This is a genomic window from Rhodococcus sp. IEGM 1306, from assembly GCF_036541985.1.
Lineage (GTDB): Bacteria > Actinomycetota > Actinomycetes > Mycobacteriales > Mycobacteriaceae > Rhodococcus_F > Rhodococcus_F qingshengii.
The window spans coordinates 26297-44136 of sequence record NZ_JAZHFF010000005.1 but is presented as its reverse complement, the minus strand read 5'-3'; the positions used below and the strand labels follow the sequence as shown (position 1 = coordinate 44136).

Genomic DNA, 17840 nt, shown 5'->3' with positions numbered 1-17840 from the left:
GACGGAACGGTCACAGCGGTGGCATCCACGGAACTTGGACAAGTTGGGTTTGCGAGCGAGAAACGTAGACCCCACGACCTTCCGGCAATGTCGACGCGCGGACGGTGCCGACGAGATTTCCCTCGTCACGACTCCCGCTCATGATCAATCCGGCCGGTGCCATGTCGCGAATTCTCGCGATCACCGGCTCGTACAATGCTCTGGCCGCACCACCGGAACGGCGGGCAATCACCAGGTGCAAACCGATGTCCTTGGAATGCGGAATGTATTCGAGCAACGGCGCCACCGGATTTCCACTCGGTGTAGCCACAAGGTCGTAGTCGTCGATCAGTACATAAATCTCCGGCCCACTCCACCACGATCGTTCCCGCAATTGCTGCTGCGTTGTTTCGGCGTTCGGCATCCTCGCGGCGACTATCCGAGCCAAGTCGACCATCAACTCTCCGAAGGTCGTCGACGACGCCGAGTACCCGCCGAGGTGATTCCCTTCGACCACTCCCAGCAGGGAATGCCGATAGTCACCGATAATCAGCTTGGCCTGGGCCGGTGTGTTCGACGCGATGATCCCTTCCGCTATTGCGCGCAGAAGAGATGTCTTGCCACACGCGGTGTCGCCGAATATCAAGAAGTGCGGGTGTTCCCGGAAGTCCATGTACACCGGCGCGAGGTCGGTCTCACCGAGGCCGATCGGCACGGTGAGGCACCGACCGTCGGCCGCACTCGGTGAGGGCCACCGGGTCCCGACAGTTTCGAGAAGTTCTGCCCGCGAGTACGAATCCGGAAGCATCCGCACGGTCGGTGCCGGACGCGAATTCGACATGGCCGCAATACGTTCGACCGTCGCCGTCGCACTCCCGCTGAAGTTCTCACTACCTGGCAAACCGTCGATTCGAGGTAGTCCGGTAAGAAGGTGAAGTCCGTCGCGTGTGATGCCTCGACCCGGTCGACCTTCCGGCACCAGGCCGGCTTTCTGGCGACCCGCATCCGAATCTCCCGGATCGCCCAACCGAAGTTCGATACGAGTACCCAGTTGGTCCTTGAGTGCCGGCCGGATCTCGGCCCACCTCGACGTCGTGACGATCACGTGCACACCGAAGGACAATCCTTGACCGGCGAGCATGTTGATCTGAGGCTCGAGCGATTCGAAATCCGAACGAACACTGGGCCAACCATCGACGACGAGGAAGACGTCACCGTACGGGTCATCTCGGAGTCCCGCCGCCACACCTTCCCCGGTGGGATCAACTGTTCGCAGTCTTCGGAAATCGGCCATCGAGTCGATGCCGAGGTCACGAAACAGCCGCTCTCGTTTCGCGACCACACCGAGTACCTCGGCAACCGTGCGCCGGACGCGGTCGGAATCCAAGCGGTTTGCCACCGATCCGACGTGCGGCAGATCCTTCAACCCGAGGAGCGTTCCACCGCCGAAGTCGAGGCAGTAGAACTGAATCTGTTCCGACGTGTGCGTCATGCTCAGAGACAGGATCAATGTGCGCAACGCCGTCGATTTTCCCGACTGCGGGCCGCCGACGATCGCAAGGTTGCCCGTCGATCCGTTGAGATCGGCGACTAGAAGATCGCGGCGCTGATCGAACGGCCTGTCGACTATGCCGAAGGGTGCGCTCAGATTTCCGCGAGGTTGATCACCGGCCGCCCACCGCGGCAGCAACTGGTCAAGCGTCGGAGATGCCTCGAGTGGCGGGAGCCACACCTCGTGTGCGCGCGGACCGTGACCACGCATGCGGTCGACGAGGACTCCCATGAGAGTACGTGCATCGTCACCAATTTCACCCATGTCGACGACATCGGGCTCGATGGGACCGACAACAGCCTCCGGCCCGATCACGGGCGTCGCGGTAAAGGGCAGCGGCGCGAGTTCGACGGGGGAATCGACCGAGAATCGAGTGGGCACTATCCGCTCGCCCTCGTACGGGCCTGACACGTATGCACCTTGGAAGCGAACGATCTCAGCAGAATCGGACTTCAGATATCCCGCACCGGGCGTGCCTGGTAGGTGATAAGCATCGGGAACACCGAGAACGGAACGAGACTCGTTCGCCGAGAAAGTTTTCAAACCGACCCGATACGAAAGATGGCTGTCGAGCCCCCGAAGCTTTCCTTCGTCGAGCCGCTGACTGGCCAACAACAAGTGGATGTGAAGTGATCTCCCCAATCGCCCGATGGCCACGAACAATTCGGCAAATTCCGGCTGTTGACTGAGCAGTTCGGAAAACTCGTCGACAACCACGAAGAGTGCAGGCAACGGATCGAGTGCAGCGCCGGCCAGCCTCGCCTTCTCGTAATCGGACCCGTTTGCGAAGTTTCCCGCCGCACGCAGCAGTTCTTGTCGACGATTCATTTCGCCGGCGAGCGCGTCCTTCATACGATCGACCATCGCCAATTCCTCGGCAAGGTTGGTGATGATCGCAGCAACGTGCGGCGCCTCTTCGAGGCCGAGAAAGGTTGCACCACCTTTGAAGTCGATCAGTACGAGGTTCAGTGCGTTGGGTGAATGGGTCGCGATCAGGCCGAGCACCAAGGTTCGCAGGAACTCCGACTTGCCAGAACCGGTGGCTCCGATACACAGCCCGTGCGGACCCATACCGTTCTCGGCCGATTCCTTCAGATCCAGTTCGACGGGGTTTCCGTCTTGTCCGACACCGATCGGCACGCGGAGTCGGTCGCGCCCCTGACGTGGCAGCCAGCCGTGCTCGGGATTGAACCTCGCAACATTTCCTATCCCCAACATCTGGCTCCAAGTCCGAAGGGGCCGGTCGTCGTCGACTGCGTCCACGGCGTTCTGCGATGCCGCGCGGAACGGTGCGATGCGACGTCCGAACGACTGGGCCAGGCTCGTCGTCGCAGCGTCAGGCGTCGCAAAGTTCTCGACTCCTGCGCTGCTCACCGCGCCGATCTGCTCGCTACCGACGACCAGTCGCAGACCACGCGCCGCCGCCAAGCGCGGGCAGAACCCGCACAGGTCGAGGACGGTCACCGAGTCGAGCCCGGATTCGGATAACAGGCCGGTGTCACCTTCGAGCAAGCCACCGTCCACGACCAACACGAGATGCGGAACGCCCGCACTCGCTGGAGTGTTGCGGGCGAACCGAGCACGCATCGAAAGCGATTCACCGAGGGAACTCTCGAACTCGAGGTACGAACCGAACACCATACGTGAAGTGCCGGCGCCGTCCTGAGACTCCGGATGTTGCACGTGTGGGAGCCACTTGACCCACTCCCACTCGGATTCGGTATCGGGACCGCACACCACCGCAACTTGGACCGTGTCCGGACCGTGGAAAGAGCACAGCTGCATCAACATCGAGCGGACAAGCGCACGAGCGGAATCTCTCTGCCCCTCGATGGACATCGCAGCAAATCCGCGAAGCGAGACGGCTGTCGGCAGATCCTTGACAACCGAATGCGCACGAACGAATCGCCGAAGCGAGACGGCGGCGACGGGTTCGAGATCCTCGACCGGCCCGGTCTCCGGAGATACGAGTCTGGTGGCCAATCGCTGTGTACCCAGACCGACCCGAACGTGGCAGTAGTCCGAGTCGGTGATCTGACGTTCCCACATCCGCACAGTTCCGACCAACGTCCAGAGCAACGACGGCTCGGGGTTGCTCCATTGCAGTGCAGCACGCTGCGCACCAGACGTCGCAGCAACATCGCTGCGCATCTGATCCAGGTACCGCAGGTAGTCCTTGCGGTCCTCGTTCGCTTCGGACGCCCGTGCTCCACCGCTACGACCGCCCCCGGCGAGCATCCCGAGCATCGACACCATCATCATGACCGGAAACAGGAGAGACATCGGATTGCGCGCCATGCCGGAAGAGAACATCAGCGCCACCATGCCGATCATGGCAACCACCATGATCACCGGAAGTAGTTTGGTCAGTAGGTTTCCCGGCGTGACGCGAGGAATCTCCGGTGGGGCCTGAAGCGTCACCTCGCCGCCCGGTGTGCGCGGCGATTCACGGCGCGCTCGACGCGCAAATCTGACAGTGCTCAATTCACCCACCCCCATCGGTGCTGCAACTGTTGCCGACATGCGCCTCGTCCCGGCTACCGCCGGCCCCCCAAGGCGTACTCGCGCAATTGCAAGAGAGTAGATCACAACACCGACACTCGGGTCGGTGCCACCTGTTGTCGGCGCTGTCTCCGACACGGGCGCGCAGTTCATGTCGTATCGTTCGGGTGAACTGGGGTGACGCGACAGGGGAATCGCGTCATGGGAGGGGACAGATCTTGACCAGCACCACTACAACCAGCGCTGCACGCACCGGGCACGGACCACGCGCGACCCATTCTGCCGAACTGTGCAGGTTGACGGTACTTTCAGCCCATTCGCAGGTGGATCTTGCGGTGCCGCTTCGTGTTCCACTCACGGCGGTCATTCCGGGCATTGTGGACACAATTGTCAACCACAGCAATCTCAACGAGTTCGACCACAGCACCGAACAATTCGAGCCCGTCGACTGGACTCTGTCGAAAGTCGGCAGGGCGCCGCTGGCACCGATGCTGTCGCTGCACGAGCACGGAATACGCGATGGGGAATTGCTCGTACTCGAGGCCGCGGACACGGCTGCCCCGCCCCCACTCTTCGACGACATCATGTACACCGTCGCGGCCACGGATGCAGACATCTACCGGCGCTGGACTCCGATCACCGCGCGCGTCGTCGGCTCGTCCGCCGCCCTCGTCGCAGCGCTCATCGCGGCCCTCGCCCTGGTCCTCGGCGATACGGGTCTGATCGGCGCTGTCTGCGGCGGAGTCACGTCCTTGGTGCTCACCGTCACCGCCGTCGTGGCAGCGCGCGTGTACGGAGACACTGCAAGCTCCATCACACTCGGATGCACGGCGGTGCCACTGGCTTTCGTCTCCGGCGCACTTTGTGTACCCGGCACTGTCCTTTCTGCTCATCTCCTTCTCGGTTCGGCATTCGCAGCCGCGATAACTCTGATCTGCCTCCGCTTGTGCGGTGCCGGATTAGCCGTCTTCACCACACTTCTCGTCGTCCTCCTTGCTGCGGTGAGCACCTTCGCCGTCACGACGACGCTTCCCGAGGCGCGCACCGCGACGGTCAGCAGCGCGGTGATTGCCGCGGCATTGATCGTTCTCACGTTCACTGCTCGACTGTCGATGCTGTTCGCGCGATTACCGCTTCCCCCTGTTCCGACGCCGAGTAATCCCCTCGACGACGATCGCGACGGAGTGCCCGAGCCCGAGCTACCCGGGCTGACCGAGTTGACCGACAGGGCGGGGCGGGCTCGTAGCTATCTGACCGGACTGATCGTGGCCACGTCGGTGGTCGCGCTCACTGCCGCAGTCGCACTCGCATGGTCCTGGACCGGTCAGGGAATCGTCTGGCCGAACCTTGCTCTCGCATTGGCGACGGCCGTCGTGCTGATGTTTCGCGGGCGCACCTATGCGGGCGCACAGCAGGCGGTCCCTCTCATCGCGGCAGGCATCTCGGTGATTCTCGTTCTCCTGGGCGACATGGCGTGGACCCATCGCGACCATGCATTGGTCGTCTTCGCCATCACTATGACTGTTCTCCTCCTGTCACTGATTCTGGGAATCCTCGCCCCCCAGAACACATTCAGCCCCGTGATGCGGCGCGCGGCCGAACTGTTGGACCTCGCTGCTATTGCAGCAATCGTTCCGCTGATCTGCTGGGTCAGCGGGCTCTTCGCGCTCATGCGCGGTCTCTGAGCGATCGGATCTCGATGGTGATTCGACGCGCGACAAACACCTGTGCCGCATTCGTGATCGTTGCCTTCACAGTTCTCGCCGGGGCGGGTGGCGCATCGAGTGCGGTTCCTTCCCCCATCGATCCTGCAATGCTGCCCGAGGACGGTCCGCCCGCACCTCCCCACCCCACCGAACAGCGAACCCTGTGCGTCCCCGCCGTAGCGGGTGGTGACGGTGCGGATATTCCACGTTCTCAACAGGATCTGGGATTCGATTCGGTGTGGCCGATCACCCGAGGGGCAGGGCAGCGAATTGCTGTCATCGACACCGGCGTCAGCAGACATCCCCGGCTACCTGCACTCGAAGGCGGCGGTGACTATGTCGGGACCTCCGACGGCGCCGATGATTGTGACTCACATGGAACAGTCGTGGCGGGTCTCATCGCCGCCCAGCAGGTCGAGGGTTCCGGATTCACCGGAGCTGCGCCGGACGCACAGATCATCTCGATCAGGCAGTCCAGTGCCGCTTTCTCGGTGGCCGGCCAACGCGAAGACCCTGCTGTAGCCGAGAACTCGTCTGGCTACGGAAACGTCGACACCATGGCATCGGCGGTCCGTCACGCTGCGGACATGGGTGCAAGCGTCATCAACATCTCCGAAGTCGCCTGTAAGCCTGCCGGGAACGGGATCAACGACCAACGGCTCGGCGCTGCAATCGAATACGCCACGATTGCGAAGAACGTCGTAGTCGTCGCTGCTGCAGGTAACGTCGGATCAGGAGGGTGCAAGAACCAGAATCCACCACCGGATCCCCTCGCTCCCCTAGCCGATCCATGGGACTCGGTTGTGACGATTGCCAGTCCGGCTTGGTACGACGACTATGTCCTCACCGTCGGGTCGGTAGACCCCACGGGCGCCGCCAGCTCATTCAGCCTCGGCGGTCCATGGGTCGACGTGGCGGCTCCCGGCACCGGAATCACCTCACTTCACCCGACATCGCCCGGTCTGACCAACGGGGTTTACGGCCCTGACGGCGCCGTACAGTCGTTCAACGGGACCAGTTTCGCTGCGCCCTATGTCGCGGCAACCGCCGCACTGGTCCGGTCGGTTCACCCGGAACTGACTGCGCTCGAGGTCATGCGACGTATCGAAGCCACGGCCCACGCTCCGGCGCAGGGTTGGAATCCCTACGTCGGTCACGGCGTCATCGATCCACTCGCTGCGGTAACTGGCGAATTGGCACCGGGGGAACCCGTCCAGGTCCATCATCAGTCGGTATCGATCGATCCCCTACCCACGCCGCCGACCCCCGACAACCGATCTCGCGACGCGGCACTCGTCGGAGCCGGAACGGTCGGCACCCTCGCCCTACTGACGCTGTTGGCATCGATGCCCCTTCGTCGAGTCATTCGTCGGCATCTTCCCGAACACCGGAACGTCGATCTCTGAACCGTCAGCGCTGTTCAGTTCACCGGAGCGGCCGGCGCTGTATCGGGGGCGACTCCGTCGTGAGCTATCAGTGCGTTTTCCTTCTCGAGCGCAGGACCTGATGCAAGTAGGTCGAGCATCTGCCACGGCGCGCGATCAGGAGTCCGCGTCAATCCGAGTGCGCGAGCCGAGGTTTCGTCTGGAACTCCGTATTTCACACCGGTATCGGATAGGTAGAACACTCCGTCGCGCCTGGTGCTGTTCGTCTCGATTCCGGTCGCTTGAACAAATCCGCCGAATCCCTGTTCGACATGGACGCTGTCGAGATTGTCACCCGATCCGTCCGCCTGCGCCAAGGACACCAACTTGCCCCCCTCCGGGATCGGAACCTGCAATCCAGCGACGAGTTTCAGCGTTGCAGAACTACTTTCGCCGCCCTCGACTGCAGGCGAGGGCGCCCATTGCAGACAGCCGACAGGTGCGCCGCGATCGTCGACGATCTCCGGAACCGCCTGCGGCAACGAGTCGACGGCCAACTCACTCACCGAGGGAATACGACTGATGGCATCAGGGGTGACGTTCGTGATCCCGGTGGCGCCCTGTGAATCCGAGAAGTAGATCAGTTGAGCGACTGCCGCGCCGACCTTCTGGATACCGTTCTCGAGTACCACGTAGTACTGCGGGTCCGCACCCGCCGAAACCTGGACGACGGAGCCGACAGTTTTGTTCTGCAGAGGAAACCGGGGTGCTGAGCCCAGTTCGGGAATTCGCGGAGCGTCGACGCGCGGAACTTCGGGAATCGAATTGAGGAATCCGATGCTGATCGGTCGCGCCTGTGCCCCTTCCAGCCCCAAAGCCCGCATGATCGCCGGATTGTCCACATCGATTTCCGCTCGCTTTCCGTCGTACACGAGAAAGTGATCGGAACCCGACTTCACCAGGAATGCACGGTCATTCGTCAGATATGTCGTGTTTTCACCGACATTGGACGAGCCGACCAGGACCGAAGTCGTCAACGATTTTCTCCCGTCGGATCCGACGGAATCGCACACCGTCCACAATGCGTTGGTCGGGTCGGCCGATTCCGGCAGCGCGGACGGTGCGCCGGGAATGCCGACGAGCGCGCCCCGTGGTTCCGCCTCGACCTCGGATGCCTTGACTATTGCCGGTTTTCCTGGCGAACCCAGAATCAGTCGTGCCGAGGCCAAGTTCAGCACAGGGCGAAAAGTACCCTCCATGGCGACGAACATCGCGCCCGATTCCTTTGCAACGACGATATCTGCATCGCCGATCTTGTCCTGTGGCCGAAACAGAGCGAGTACCGCGCAACCCGCCAATCCCAGTGCAGCGAGGACTATTCCGACGGTGAAGGCGCGCGACTGTGACCGCATCGGATCGTGAAGCATCCGAACGTCTCGTCTGACCAGCGCGTGTTCCATCCGCCTGACCAAGAATCGGTACCCGTTGACCTGCCAGCGAGTGGTAGGTGTCGCAGCCATCATTCCCCCCGTGCCTTACATCCCCTTGCGAAGACACAGTACAGTTTCGCCGGGGCGGAAATTTTCGGGTAGTTCGCAGGTCAGGTATCGGGGAGGAACCGTGGACCGATCGCGGTTGAGGCATTGGCCGTCGTCGCACAGGATTTCGACGCACGAATTCGTGTCGGCACAGATTCTCGGAATCGGTGCGGGCGGAATCGCGATGGCCAGTGGGCTGGATTGGCTCTGGGCGCTGGCAATCGGTTGTATGGTCGCCGGATCAATGCTGCTTCATGTGGGCGGTTGGTCGGTAATGTCCTGGATTGTCAAGTACTTTCGCTATCTGCGCCGCAAGGACGTCGGCGGCGGCACGATCGTCAGTTTTCACTCCCCCTCCGAGCAGTCGATCGGGCTCCGAGTGGAGGGATCTTCACTCGTCGCTGTCGTCGAGATCGCTCCCCCACGCGACTACCTGACCAGAATCGGGCGTCATTCGTTCGACGCTTCCCACCTTCTTCCCACGGCAGCCCTCGCCAATTGTCTTTATCAGCACGATATTTCACTCACCGGCATCGACATTGTCAGTCACGGATACCGCGCCGCATCGGGAACGCCGGCCACCGAAGTCTACGAACGTCTCATCGGACCACTACCGGCCACCGCCACCAGAAGTGTCTGGCTTGCTCTACGTTTCGACGCTTTGGAGGGTGGTGCAGCAGTCGAACGCCGAGGCGGGGGCGAACAGGGCGCGGGTCGCGCGATCGCTGTTGCCGCAAATCGTGTCATCCGGGTGCTAGATTCAACGGGATGCAAGGCGCGGATCCTGACCGCACCGGAGATCGCATCGTCCACAGCCCAGGTGACAAGAGGAGTCGCCAGCCACGAGGTCACCGAAACGTGGCGAAGTACCCCCTTGCCTGGCGTGTCCAACATCGGATACGGGATCGAACCCCGCTTCATCACAGCCGCGACTCTGACTCAGGTATGGGCAGTGGCAACGGTCGGGACGTCCGTGACAATTCGGTTGCGCCCGACCGGCGAACGCGGAACGGCGAAGGTCAGTGCGACCTGTCGCTTCACCACACGCAATCCACCTGAGAACGCACCGCTGGCCGGTTTGGTCTCGCTACGTGGGCGCCAGCGCGACGGATTGCTGACCAACTTGCCGACCGCACTGACCGCGCTGGATCCGATCACGCCGCACATCCGCATGGATGGCGGAACACTCGACTCACTCGCTCTGCCCCTGGGTGGCTGCGGCCAGCTCATCGGCTCGGACCGAAACGGGCACGGCGTCACGGCAAGAATCTCGGGACCCGGCGTCAACACCGTTTTCGTCGCGGGCGAACTCTATCTGGCTCAACAATTGATCTTTCGAGCCATTGCGACCGGCGCACGAGTACTCGTCCACACCGATCGACCGGACGCCTGGACCCCGCTCACCGACTCCATGGGAGTGCCTGACCGACTCCGTGTGTCCGGGCAGGGTGGAGGGTCTGAGGGAGCCTTCGACACCGTCCTGTTCGACGGCGTCGAGGGCCTACCTCCGCGTGCGGGCGTGACCGCGATCTACGTATACGGACATCCCCGCCAATGGCCTCGGATCGACCCTGAAATCTCGATAGTTCAGCCATTCGCACTCGGTGACAAGATCACGGTCGAAACCGGCCGCACGCGCGTTGAACTGACTCTGGTGACCATTGCTTCCGAGACCTCGTTCATCGGCCGTCCACGAGCCGGCGACGCTCACCAGATGGCGTGATCGTGCCGGTTCCGATCAACCGGGGTAGGGGTCACTCGCACGCAACGTCCGCAATCCGCTCCCCCACCAATGCAATTCACGAATCATCTTCTCGCGTGCATCGATCGCGATCGAATCGACGTCGAACGGCTGGTGTCCGAATTGCTTACGTACCCGATGAATGGTCACGCACTGACGCACCGAGACCATGTGCAGCTCCGCCACCACTTGCCTCAGCTGTTCGACCGCCCGAACACCACCTGAAATCCCGCCGTAGGACACGAAACCGATCGGCTTGGCCCGCCACTCGTGTTTCACGGAGTCGAATGCGGTCTTCAGAGCGGCCGGATACCCGTGGTTGTATTCCGAGGTCACGGCAACAACCGCGTCGGCGCGCCCGATTCGCTTGCGAAAATCCTCCGTAACAAGTGAGTCCGAGAAGTCCTGGGGCAACGACAACTCCTCGAGATCGATCACCGACACGTTCCACGACGGATTCGCGGTTGCTTCCTCGACAAACCAATCCGCCACTGCGCGTCCTATTCGCCCCTCACGGACCGAACCTACGATGACTTCGACGTTCAAAGGTGCCATGAACGTCGATGCTAGCGACTGGTCACGCAGTGATCCCATCCGTGATGAGTGCGGCCAATTCCCTATAGGCGCTGGCATCGTCCAGTCCTGTTGCCCGGTAGACCGCTCGTTGCTGGATCCGAACCATCGTCGCCGCGGCGGCATCGGCCACAAATGATGCGTGTACCTGCCGGAATGCGCCCGAATCCACGCCCTCGACGATGAGCGCTCGCACACGATCAGCAGCAATTGAAGTGTTCTTCTCGTAAACCTGGCTCGCCGACGCCGATTCGGCCAGGTCTTCCATGAATTGGCTGGACGCCGCGGACAAGCGATCGCCGACTGCTTCGAGATAGACCGCCACTCGACGAGTGGGTGTCGCTTCTGCGGTCACGGCACTCTCCACCGCATCGGTCGCCGCACGGAAGAAGTGAACCGTGACGGCCCGCACCAGATCCTCTTTTCCCGCTGCCACGGTGTACAAGGTGCTCTTGGAGCAATGCAATCGGGCTGCGATCTCGTCGAGCGTGAAGTGGGCGAAACCCTCACTCAAGAACAGCTCGACCATTTGGTCGAACAGTTCAGCCCTGCGCGCAGTCGTCTTGTGAGCCACCCTTGCCATACTGAAAACAGTACTGCAGTATCGTTCACAGTACTACCGTCTAGCTAGGAGCCGACCGTGCCCGTCGAACGCCTCATGCCCAGCCAAGAAGCTCGCGATCTCATCGAACTGACGCGTGATGTCGCGGACAAGGTACTCGCGCCCAAGGTCAACGAATACGAAAAAGCCGAGAAGTACCCAGACGGCGTGTTCCCCGCACTCGGACAGGCAGGACTACTGAGCCTTCCGTATCCCGAGGAGTTCGGCGGCGGCGATCAGCCTTACGAGGTCTACCTCCAAGTCCTCGAAGAAATCGCCTCGCGCTGGGCAGCGGTTGCAGTGGCGGTCAGTGTCCACAGTCTGTCGTGCTTCCCGCTGTTCACCTTCGGCACCGACGAACAGAAGAACCGCTGGCTCCCGGACATGCTGGGCGGCAACACCATCGGCGCGTACAGCCTCTCCGAAGCGCAGGCCGGGTCCGACGCCGCCGCATTGTCGTGCAAGGCGACGCCCACCGACGGCGGCTACCGCGTCAACGGCTCGAAGGCGTGGATCACCAACGGCGGCAAGGCAGACTTCTACAACCTCTTCGCCCGCACCAGTGACGACGGCTCACGTGGCATCTCCTGCCTCCTGGTGGACAAGGACACCGAGGGCCTCAGCTTCGGTAAGCCCGAAGAGAAGATGGGACTACGCGCGGTCCCCACCGCATCCGCGAATTACGACGACGCCTTCATCCCTGACGAGCGGCTGATCGGTCAGCGCGGCCAGGGGCTGCCGATCGCCTTCAGCGCTCTCGACTCCGGCCGACTCGGAATCGCTGCCGTTGCCGTCGGAATCGCTCAGGGCGCACTCGACGACGCGGTCGCCTACGCGAAGGAGCGCAAGGCTTTCGGCAAGCGGATCATCGATCACCAGGGACTCGGATTCGTGCTCGCGGACATGGCTGCCGCAGTCGACTCCGCTCGGGCCACCTACCTCGACGCAGCCCGCCGCCGCGACGCCGGAGTTCCGTATTCGCGCAACGCCAGCGTCGCCAAGCTCGTTGCCACCGACGCGGCCATGAAGGTCACCACCGACGCCGTGCAGGTATTCGGTGGGTACGGCTACACCCAGGACTTCCCCGTCGAGCGCTACATGCGCGAGGCCAAGATCACGCAGATCTTCGAGGGCACCAACCAGATTCAGCGGCTGGTCATCGCGCGCCAACTGGCCGGCTAGGCGCTCACGTGAAATGCCCTCCCACACAAAGTGGGAGGGCATTTTGCATAGTGGTCGTCAGTCGCCGCAGCATCCACCCGAAGACGGAATCTCGCGGGTTTCACGAGTAATCGCGTTTCGGGCGGCCAGTTCCGAGTAGTCGGGGTAGTCCACGCGAACCAACGAAAGTCCGTGCGCCGGCGCAACGAGGATGGAACTTGATCGCGAAGTTTCGTCGAGCAACCCTGCCACCCAGTCGGCGGTGCGCCGCCCCTCACCGACCGAGAGGACTGCCCCTACAAGACTCCGGACCATCGACCAGCAGAACGCATCGGCGTTCACGTACGCCGTGAACACCGTGCCCTCCTGCGCCCAGTCGAAACGTTGCAACTCCCGCACCGTGGTCGCACCTTCACGACGCTTGCAGAATGCCGCGAAGTTGTGGAGGCCGAGAAGCCGAGTCGACGCTTCCTGCATCGCTCCGAGATCGAGTGGTTTGGGGTACGACACCGTATCGCGTGCGCGCAGGGGCTCCACTCCGAATGCCGCGTTGGTCACCCGGTACTCGTAGTAGCGTCGCATCGCCGAGAAGCGCGCGTCGAACTCACCGGGAACCACCGAGATCTCTTTGACCCGAACGTCCTTGGGCAGGAAACGTGCAAGCCTGCGCACGAGTCGCGACGGGTCGTCCGGGAGCAACTCGCCCGGGACGTCGACGTGCGCTACCTGACCCGTGGCGTGGACACCGGCGTCGGTCCGACCGGCAACAGTCAGCTGAACCGGTTGCCGTAGTACCGTTCCCAGCTTGTCTTCGATCTCGCCGCACACAGTGCGCAGGTCGGTCTGGCGGGCCCAACCCGAGAAGTCGGTGCCGTCGTACGAGATGTCGAGCCGCAATCGAACGAGCCCGCCGTCCCCGATGGGGGCGGCGGGCTCGTTCGATTCAGCGTGTGCCGAAACCAAGGGAGGCTAGTCCTTCTTGGCCTCTTCGGCCTCGGGAGCGTCGGCCGCAGTTGCGGTCTCGTCCTCGATGGCCTCGACGACTGCGTCAGCGTTCTCGACCTCAGCGTCGGTCGCGTCGGCCTCTACGGCCTCGACGACGTTCTCTGCGGCGGGAGCGTCCTGCGAAGCCTTGACGCGACGTGCGCGGTCAGCCTCGGAGGTGACGGTCTTTTCCTTGACGAGCTCGATGATTGCCATCGGAGCGTTGTCGCCCTTGCGGGGGATCGTCTTGATGATGCGGGTGTATCCACCGTTACGGTCCGCGTAGAACGGGCCGATCTCGGCGAAGAGGGTGTGAACGACATCCTTGTTACGGATGACCTTCAGCACCTCACGACGGTGAGCCAGCGTGCCGGCCTTCGCGTGCGTGACGAGCTTCTCGGCGTAGGGGCGCAGTGCCTTGGCCTTGGACTCGGTGGTGGTGATGCGACCGTGCTCGAAGAGCGCGGTAGCCAGATTGGCGAAAATCGCCTTCTGGTGGGAAGCCGACCCGCCGAAGCGGGCACCCTTCTTGGGCTTGGGCATGATGATCTCCTAGTAAAGGACCTGAGCTGCTACAGCTGTTCGGTCTCGGCGTAGTCCTCGGTACCCTCGGCATCGCCGAAGGAACCGGCATCAGTGTCACTCCACGTTCCGGTGGCGGCGTCGTAGCCGGCAACGGTGGTGGGATCGAAGGATGCGGGGCTGTCCTTGAGGGACAGGCCGAGCGAATGCAGCTTGACCTTGACCTCGTCGATGGACTTCTGTCCGAAGTTGCGGATGTCGAGCAGATCGGACTCGGTACGGCCGACAAGCTCACCGACGGTGTGAACACCTTCGCGCTTGAGGCAGTTGTAGGAGCGGACCGTGAGGTCCAGATCCTCGATGGGGAGTCCGAAGGAAGCGATGTGATCGGCCTCGGCGGGCGAGGGTCCGATCTCGATTCCTTCTGCTTCGACGTTCAGCTCACGGGCCAGGCCGAAGAGCTCAACCAGGGTCTTGCCCGCCGAAGCGAGCGCGTCCCGTGCGGTGATGGAGTTCTTCGTTTCCACGTCGAGAACGAGCCGATCGAAGTCGGTGCGCTGTTCGACGCGAGTGGCCTCCACCTTGTAGGTGACCTTGAGCACCGGCGAGTAGATCGAGTCGACCGGGATACGGCCGATCTCTGCGCCGGACGCCTTGTTCTGGACGGCGGGGACATAGCCGCGACCGCGCTCGACAACGAGCTCGATCTCCAGCTTTCCCTTGTCGTTCAGGGTGGCGATGTGCAGATCAGGGTTGTTCACGGTGACGCCTGCCGGGGGCACGATGTCGCCTGCAGTAACAGCGCCGGGGCCCTGCTTGCGGACGTACATGGTGACCGGCTCGTCCTCTTCGGAGTTCACGACGAGGCCCTTGAGGTTCAGAATGATGTCGGTGACATCTTCCTTCACTCCCGGGACGGTGGTGAACTCGTGGAGAACGCCGTCGATACGGATGCTGGTGACAGCAGCGCCGGGGATCGACGAGAGCAGCGTGCGGCGCAGCGAATTGCCGAGCGTGTACCCGAAACCTGGCTCCAGGGGCTCGATGACGAACTTCGAGCGGTTATCAGCGATGACCTCTTCGGTCAGCGTGGGTCGCTGAGAAATGAGCATTGGTATTTCCTCCTGTACGGACGTCCACTATTTGACGCCCACGATGGGAAAGGGCCTGCGGCCCTGTGAGTGGTTGAGGAGTCCGGAGACTCCTCAACCACTCACGGGGTGCGAAGCGCCTTACTTCGAGTAGTACTCGACGATGAGCTGTTCCTGCAGAGCGATGTCGATCTGCGCGCGCTCGGGAAGCTGGTGAACCAGGATCCGCAGACGCGAGCCGACAACCTGCAGCCACCCGGGAACCGGGCGATCGCCGACGGTCTCACGCGCAACCTGGAACGGAAGCGTGGAGAGCGACTTCTCCTTGACATCGATGATGTCGTACTGCGAGACGCGGTAGCTCGGGATGTCGACCTTCTTGTTGTTCACGAGAAGGTGACCGTGCGTGACCAGCTGACGTGCCTGACGGCGCGTGCGAGCGAGGCCTGCGCGGTACACGACGTTGTCGAGACGCGACTCGAGGATGCGAAGCAGGTTCTCGCCGGTCTTGCCGGGGCGGTTGTTCGCCTCCTTGTAGTACAGGCGGAACTGCTTCTCCATGACGCCGTAGGTGAAGCGAGCCTTCTGCTTCTCCTGCAGCTGGAGCAGGTACTCGCTCTCCTTGATACGCGCGCGGCCGTGCTGTCCGGGCGGGTACGGGCGACGCTCGAATGCCTGGTCGCCTCCAACGAGGTCGACGCGCAGACGACGCGACTTGCGGGTGATGGGTCCGGTATAACGTGCCATTTTCTTCTACCTATCCTTCCCGCTATACCCGACGCCGCTTGGGCGGACGGCAGCCGTTGTGCGGCTGGGGGGTTACATCGGAAATGGTGCCGACCTCGAGGCCAGCAGCCTGGAGGGAACGGATTGCGGTCTCGCGACCGGATCCCGGTCCCTTGACGAAGACGTCAACCTTCTTGACACCGTGCTCCTGCGCCTTACGGGCAGCGCTCTCAGCAGCAAGCTGAGCGGCGAAGGGAGTCGACTTACGCGAACCCTTGAAGCCGACGTGTCCCGAAGACGCCCAGGAAATGACATTTCCGGCGGGGTCCGTGATGGACACGATGGTGTTGTTGAAGGTGCTCTTGATGTGAGCGGCGCCGTGCGGGATGTTCTTCTTATCCCTGCGACGCGTCTTCTGGGTCTTCTTCGGACCGGTGCTACGTGACTTCGGGGGCATTACTTCGCCTTCTTCTTGCCGGCAATGGTGCGCTTCGGACCCTTACGGGTACGGGCGTTGGTCTTGGTGCGCTGACCACGCACGGGCAGACCACGACGGTGGCGCAGGCCCTGGTAGCAGCCGATCTCGATCTTGCGACGGATGTCGGCCTGAACCTCGCGGCGAAGGTCACCCTCGACCTTGAGCGACTCCTCGATGTACTCGCGGAGCTTTGCCAGGTCCTCGTCCGAGAGGTCCTTGCTCCGGAGATCCGGGCTGACGCCGGTGGCGTCAAGGATTTCCTTGGAGCGGGTACGGCCGATGCCGTAGATGTATGTCAGTGCGATCTCCATGCGCTTTTCGCGAGGAAGATCAACACCAGAGAGACGTGCCATGGTGGCATTTCCTTATCGGTGTGCGGAGGTCTGCTCCCAGCCCTTCCCCTGTGCCTCTTGCCGAGTACCGGCGCCGTAAGGCGCAGATGATCTCATCAACTAACTCAGTGGGGCCCCGGCCTCCGTGCCGGGGGTGAACCATTGTCCGACCTTGGCGATCGGTGAACGATCGCGTGGGGTCTCGTCAACAATGGCTGGTACTGGGAGGTCTTCTTTGCTTGTTGCCAAGCAGATCTTCGAAAAGCTAGATCTAGCCCTGACGCTGCTTGTGACGCAGGTTCTCGCAGATCACCATGACTCGACCGTTACGGCGAATCACTTTGCACTTCTCGCAGATCTTCTTGACGCTCGGCTGAACCTTCACGTCTTCTGATCTCCTGTTTTGTCGCAGCCCGCCGCGATGAACCGCAGCAGACATACTTCTCCCTGACCCAGGTCAGGTCCGGGAAGTTCGTTACTTGTAGCGGTAAACGATGCGTCCGCGCGACAAATCGTAGGGCGAGAGCTCTACGACAACGCGATCTTCCGGGAGGATGCGAATGTAGTGCTGACGCATCTTTCCGCTGATGTGGGCGAGGACCTTGTGGCCATTCTCGAGCTCAATGCGGAACATCGCATTGGGCAGCGGCTCGACTACTCGTCCTTCGACCTCGATGGCCCCGTCTTTCTTAGCCATATCCTCCGCGATCCGTTTGGTTTGGCATGCTTCGTGCATCGGCTTCCGTTACATTGGCACGCAATGGAAAGATCGTCGGCACTTCGCGGACCCGATCCCGGAGCGATCCGGGCGTAGGCACACGAACTATCGACGCGCATAGCGCACCGCCTAGCCATGTTACGCGATGTAAACGACCAGGCCAAATGCGCCTCCGGTCAGGGCGACGACGCACACCGCTCCCCCAACGAAAAAGTCCCAGCCTCGACATGAGGCTGGGACTTCTCGAACGTGAATCATGCTCGCTGCCAACA

16 protein-coding genes are annotated in these 17840 nt (G+C 62.2%); 4 read left to right on the top strand and 12 right to left on the bottom strand.

The features are described 5' to 3' along the window. Positions 1-10: 10 nt before the first annotated feature. Positions 11-4054: a type VII secretion protein EccCa gene (gene eccCa / locus V3587_RS15630; RefSeq protein WP_283376896.1), complete on the bottom strand. Its 4044-nt coding sequence runs from the start codon at positions 4052-4054 to the stop codon at positions 11-13. Between the two features lie 197 nt (positions 4055-4251). Here eccCa and eccD point away from each other — a divergent pair, with 197 nt between their 5' ends. Together eccD and mycP are read left to right on the top strand one after the other, a co-directional pair. Then, positions 4252-5718: a type VII secretion integral membrane protein EccD gene (gene eccD, locus V3587_RS15625; protein ID WP_283376895.1), complete on the top strand. Its 1467-nt coding sequence runs from the start codon at positions 4252-4254 to the stop codon at positions 5716-5718. A gap of 14 nt (positions 5719-5732) precedes the next feature. Further along, the gene (mycP, locus tag V3587_RS15620; protein ID WP_283376894.1) at positions 5733-7145 is read left to right on the top strand and encodes a type VII secretion-associated serine protease mycosin; all 1413 of its coding nucleotides are present in this window, start codon (positions 5733-5735) and stop codon (positions 7143-7145) included. A 14-nt stretch (positions 7146-7159) separates the two neighbouring features. Here mycP and eccB read toward each other — a convergent pair whose 3' ends face one another. Next, on the bottom strand, positions 7160-8626 hold the full coding sequence (gene eccB / locus V3587_RS15615; protein ID WP_283376893.1) for a type VII secretion protein EccB: 1467 nt from the start codon (positions 8624-8626) through the stop codon (positions 7160-7162). A 97-nt stretch (positions 8627-8723) separates the two neighbouring features. Between eccB and eccE the strand changes: the two genes are divergently transcribed. Continuing rightward, positions 8724-10364, top strand: a complete 1641-nt coding sequence (gene eccE / locus V3587_RS15610) for a type VII secretion protein EccE (RefSeq protein ID WP_283376892.1) — start codon at positions 8724-8726, stop codon at positions 10362-10364. A gap of 15 nt (positions 10365-10379) precedes the next feature. Here the strand turns inward: eccE and V3587_RS15605 are convergent, their stop codons facing one another. Continuing rightward, positions 10380-10937 (bottom strand): NADPH-dependent FMN reductase, encoded by a 558-nt coding sequence (locus V3587_RS15605; protein ID WP_124566552.1) that lies wholly within the window; start codon positions 10935-10937, stop codon positions 10380-10382. A gap of 22 nt (positions 10938-10959) precedes the next feature. Next, a complete protein-coding gene (locus V3587_RS15600; protein WP_095968901.1) occupies positions 10960-11538 on the bottom strand; it encodes a TetR/AcrR family transcriptional regulator in 579 nt (192 codons plus the stop codon). A gap of 57 nt (positions 11539-11595) precedes the next feature. On the opposite strand from V3587_RS15600, the gene V3587_RS15595 reads away from it, so the two are divergent. Beyond that, entirely contained in the window at positions 11596-12738 is a 1143-nt protein-coding gene (locus V3587_RS15595) for an acyl-CoA dehydrogenase family protein (RefSeq protein ID WP_095968900.1), read from the top strand. A gap of 57 nt (positions 12739-12795) precedes the next feature. Here V3587_RS15595 and truA read toward each other — a convergent pair whose 3' ends face one another. The 8 genes from truA to infA all read right to left on the bottom strand — a co-directional run bounded on the left by truA (position 12796) and on the right by infA (position 17547). Next, entirely contained in the window at positions 12796-13680 is an 885-nt protein-coding gene (gene truA / locus V3587_RS15590; protein ID WP_095968899.1) for a tRNA pseudouridine(38-40) synthase TruA, read from the bottom strand. Between the two features lie 6 nt (positions 13681-13686). After that, positions 13687-14244 carry a 50S ribosomal protein L17 gene (rplQ, locus tag V3587_RS15585; protein ID WP_095968898.1) on the bottom strand — a complete coding sequence of 186 codons (558 nt, stop codon included), beginning with the start codon at positions 14242-14244 and terminating at the stop codon, positions 13687-13689. Between the two features lie 29 nt (positions 14245-14273). Next, a complete protein-coding gene (locus V3587_RS15580; RefSeq protein ID WP_003941016.1) occupies positions 14274-15335 on the bottom strand; it encodes a DNA-directed RNA polymerase subunit alpha in 1062 nt (353 codons plus the stop codon). Between the two features lie 120 nt (positions 15336-15455). Beyond that, the gene (gene rpsD, locus V3587_RS15575) at positions 15456-16061 is read right to left on the bottom strand and encodes a 30S ribosomal protein S4 (RefSeq protein WP_003940769.1); all 606 of its coding nucleotides are present in this window, start codon (positions 16059-16061) and stop codon (positions 15456-15458) included. Positions 16062-16083: 22 nt separating this feature from the next. After that, positions 16084-16497 carry a 30S ribosomal protein S11 gene (gene rpsK / locus V3587_RS15570; protein ID WP_003940683.1) on the bottom strand — a complete coding sequence of 138 codons (414 nt, stop codon included), beginning with the start codon at positions 16495-16497 and terminating at the stop codon, positions 16084-16086. Further along, positions 16497-16871, bottom strand: coding sequence for a 30S ribosomal protein S13 (gene rpsM, locus V3587_RS15565; protein WP_003940834.1), 375 nt, complete (start codon positions 16869-16871; stop codon positions 16497-16499). The genes rpsK and rpsM overlap by 1 nt, the downstream gene beginning before the upstream one ends. Positions 16872-17121: 250 nt before the next feature. Continuing rightward, complete coding sequence (gene rpmJ / locus V3587_RS15560) at positions 17122-17235, bottom strand: 50S ribosomal protein L36 (RefSeq protein WP_003938068.1); 114 nt, start codon at positions 17233-17235, stop codon at positions 17122-17124. A 90-nt stretch (positions 17236-17325) separates the two neighbouring features. Further along, entirely contained in the window at positions 17326-17547 is a 222-nt protein-coding gene (infA, locus tag V3587_RS15555) for a translation initiation factor IF-1 (RefSeq protein ID WP_003418601.1), read from the bottom strand. Between the last annotated feature and the right edge of the window lie 293 nt (positions 17548-17840).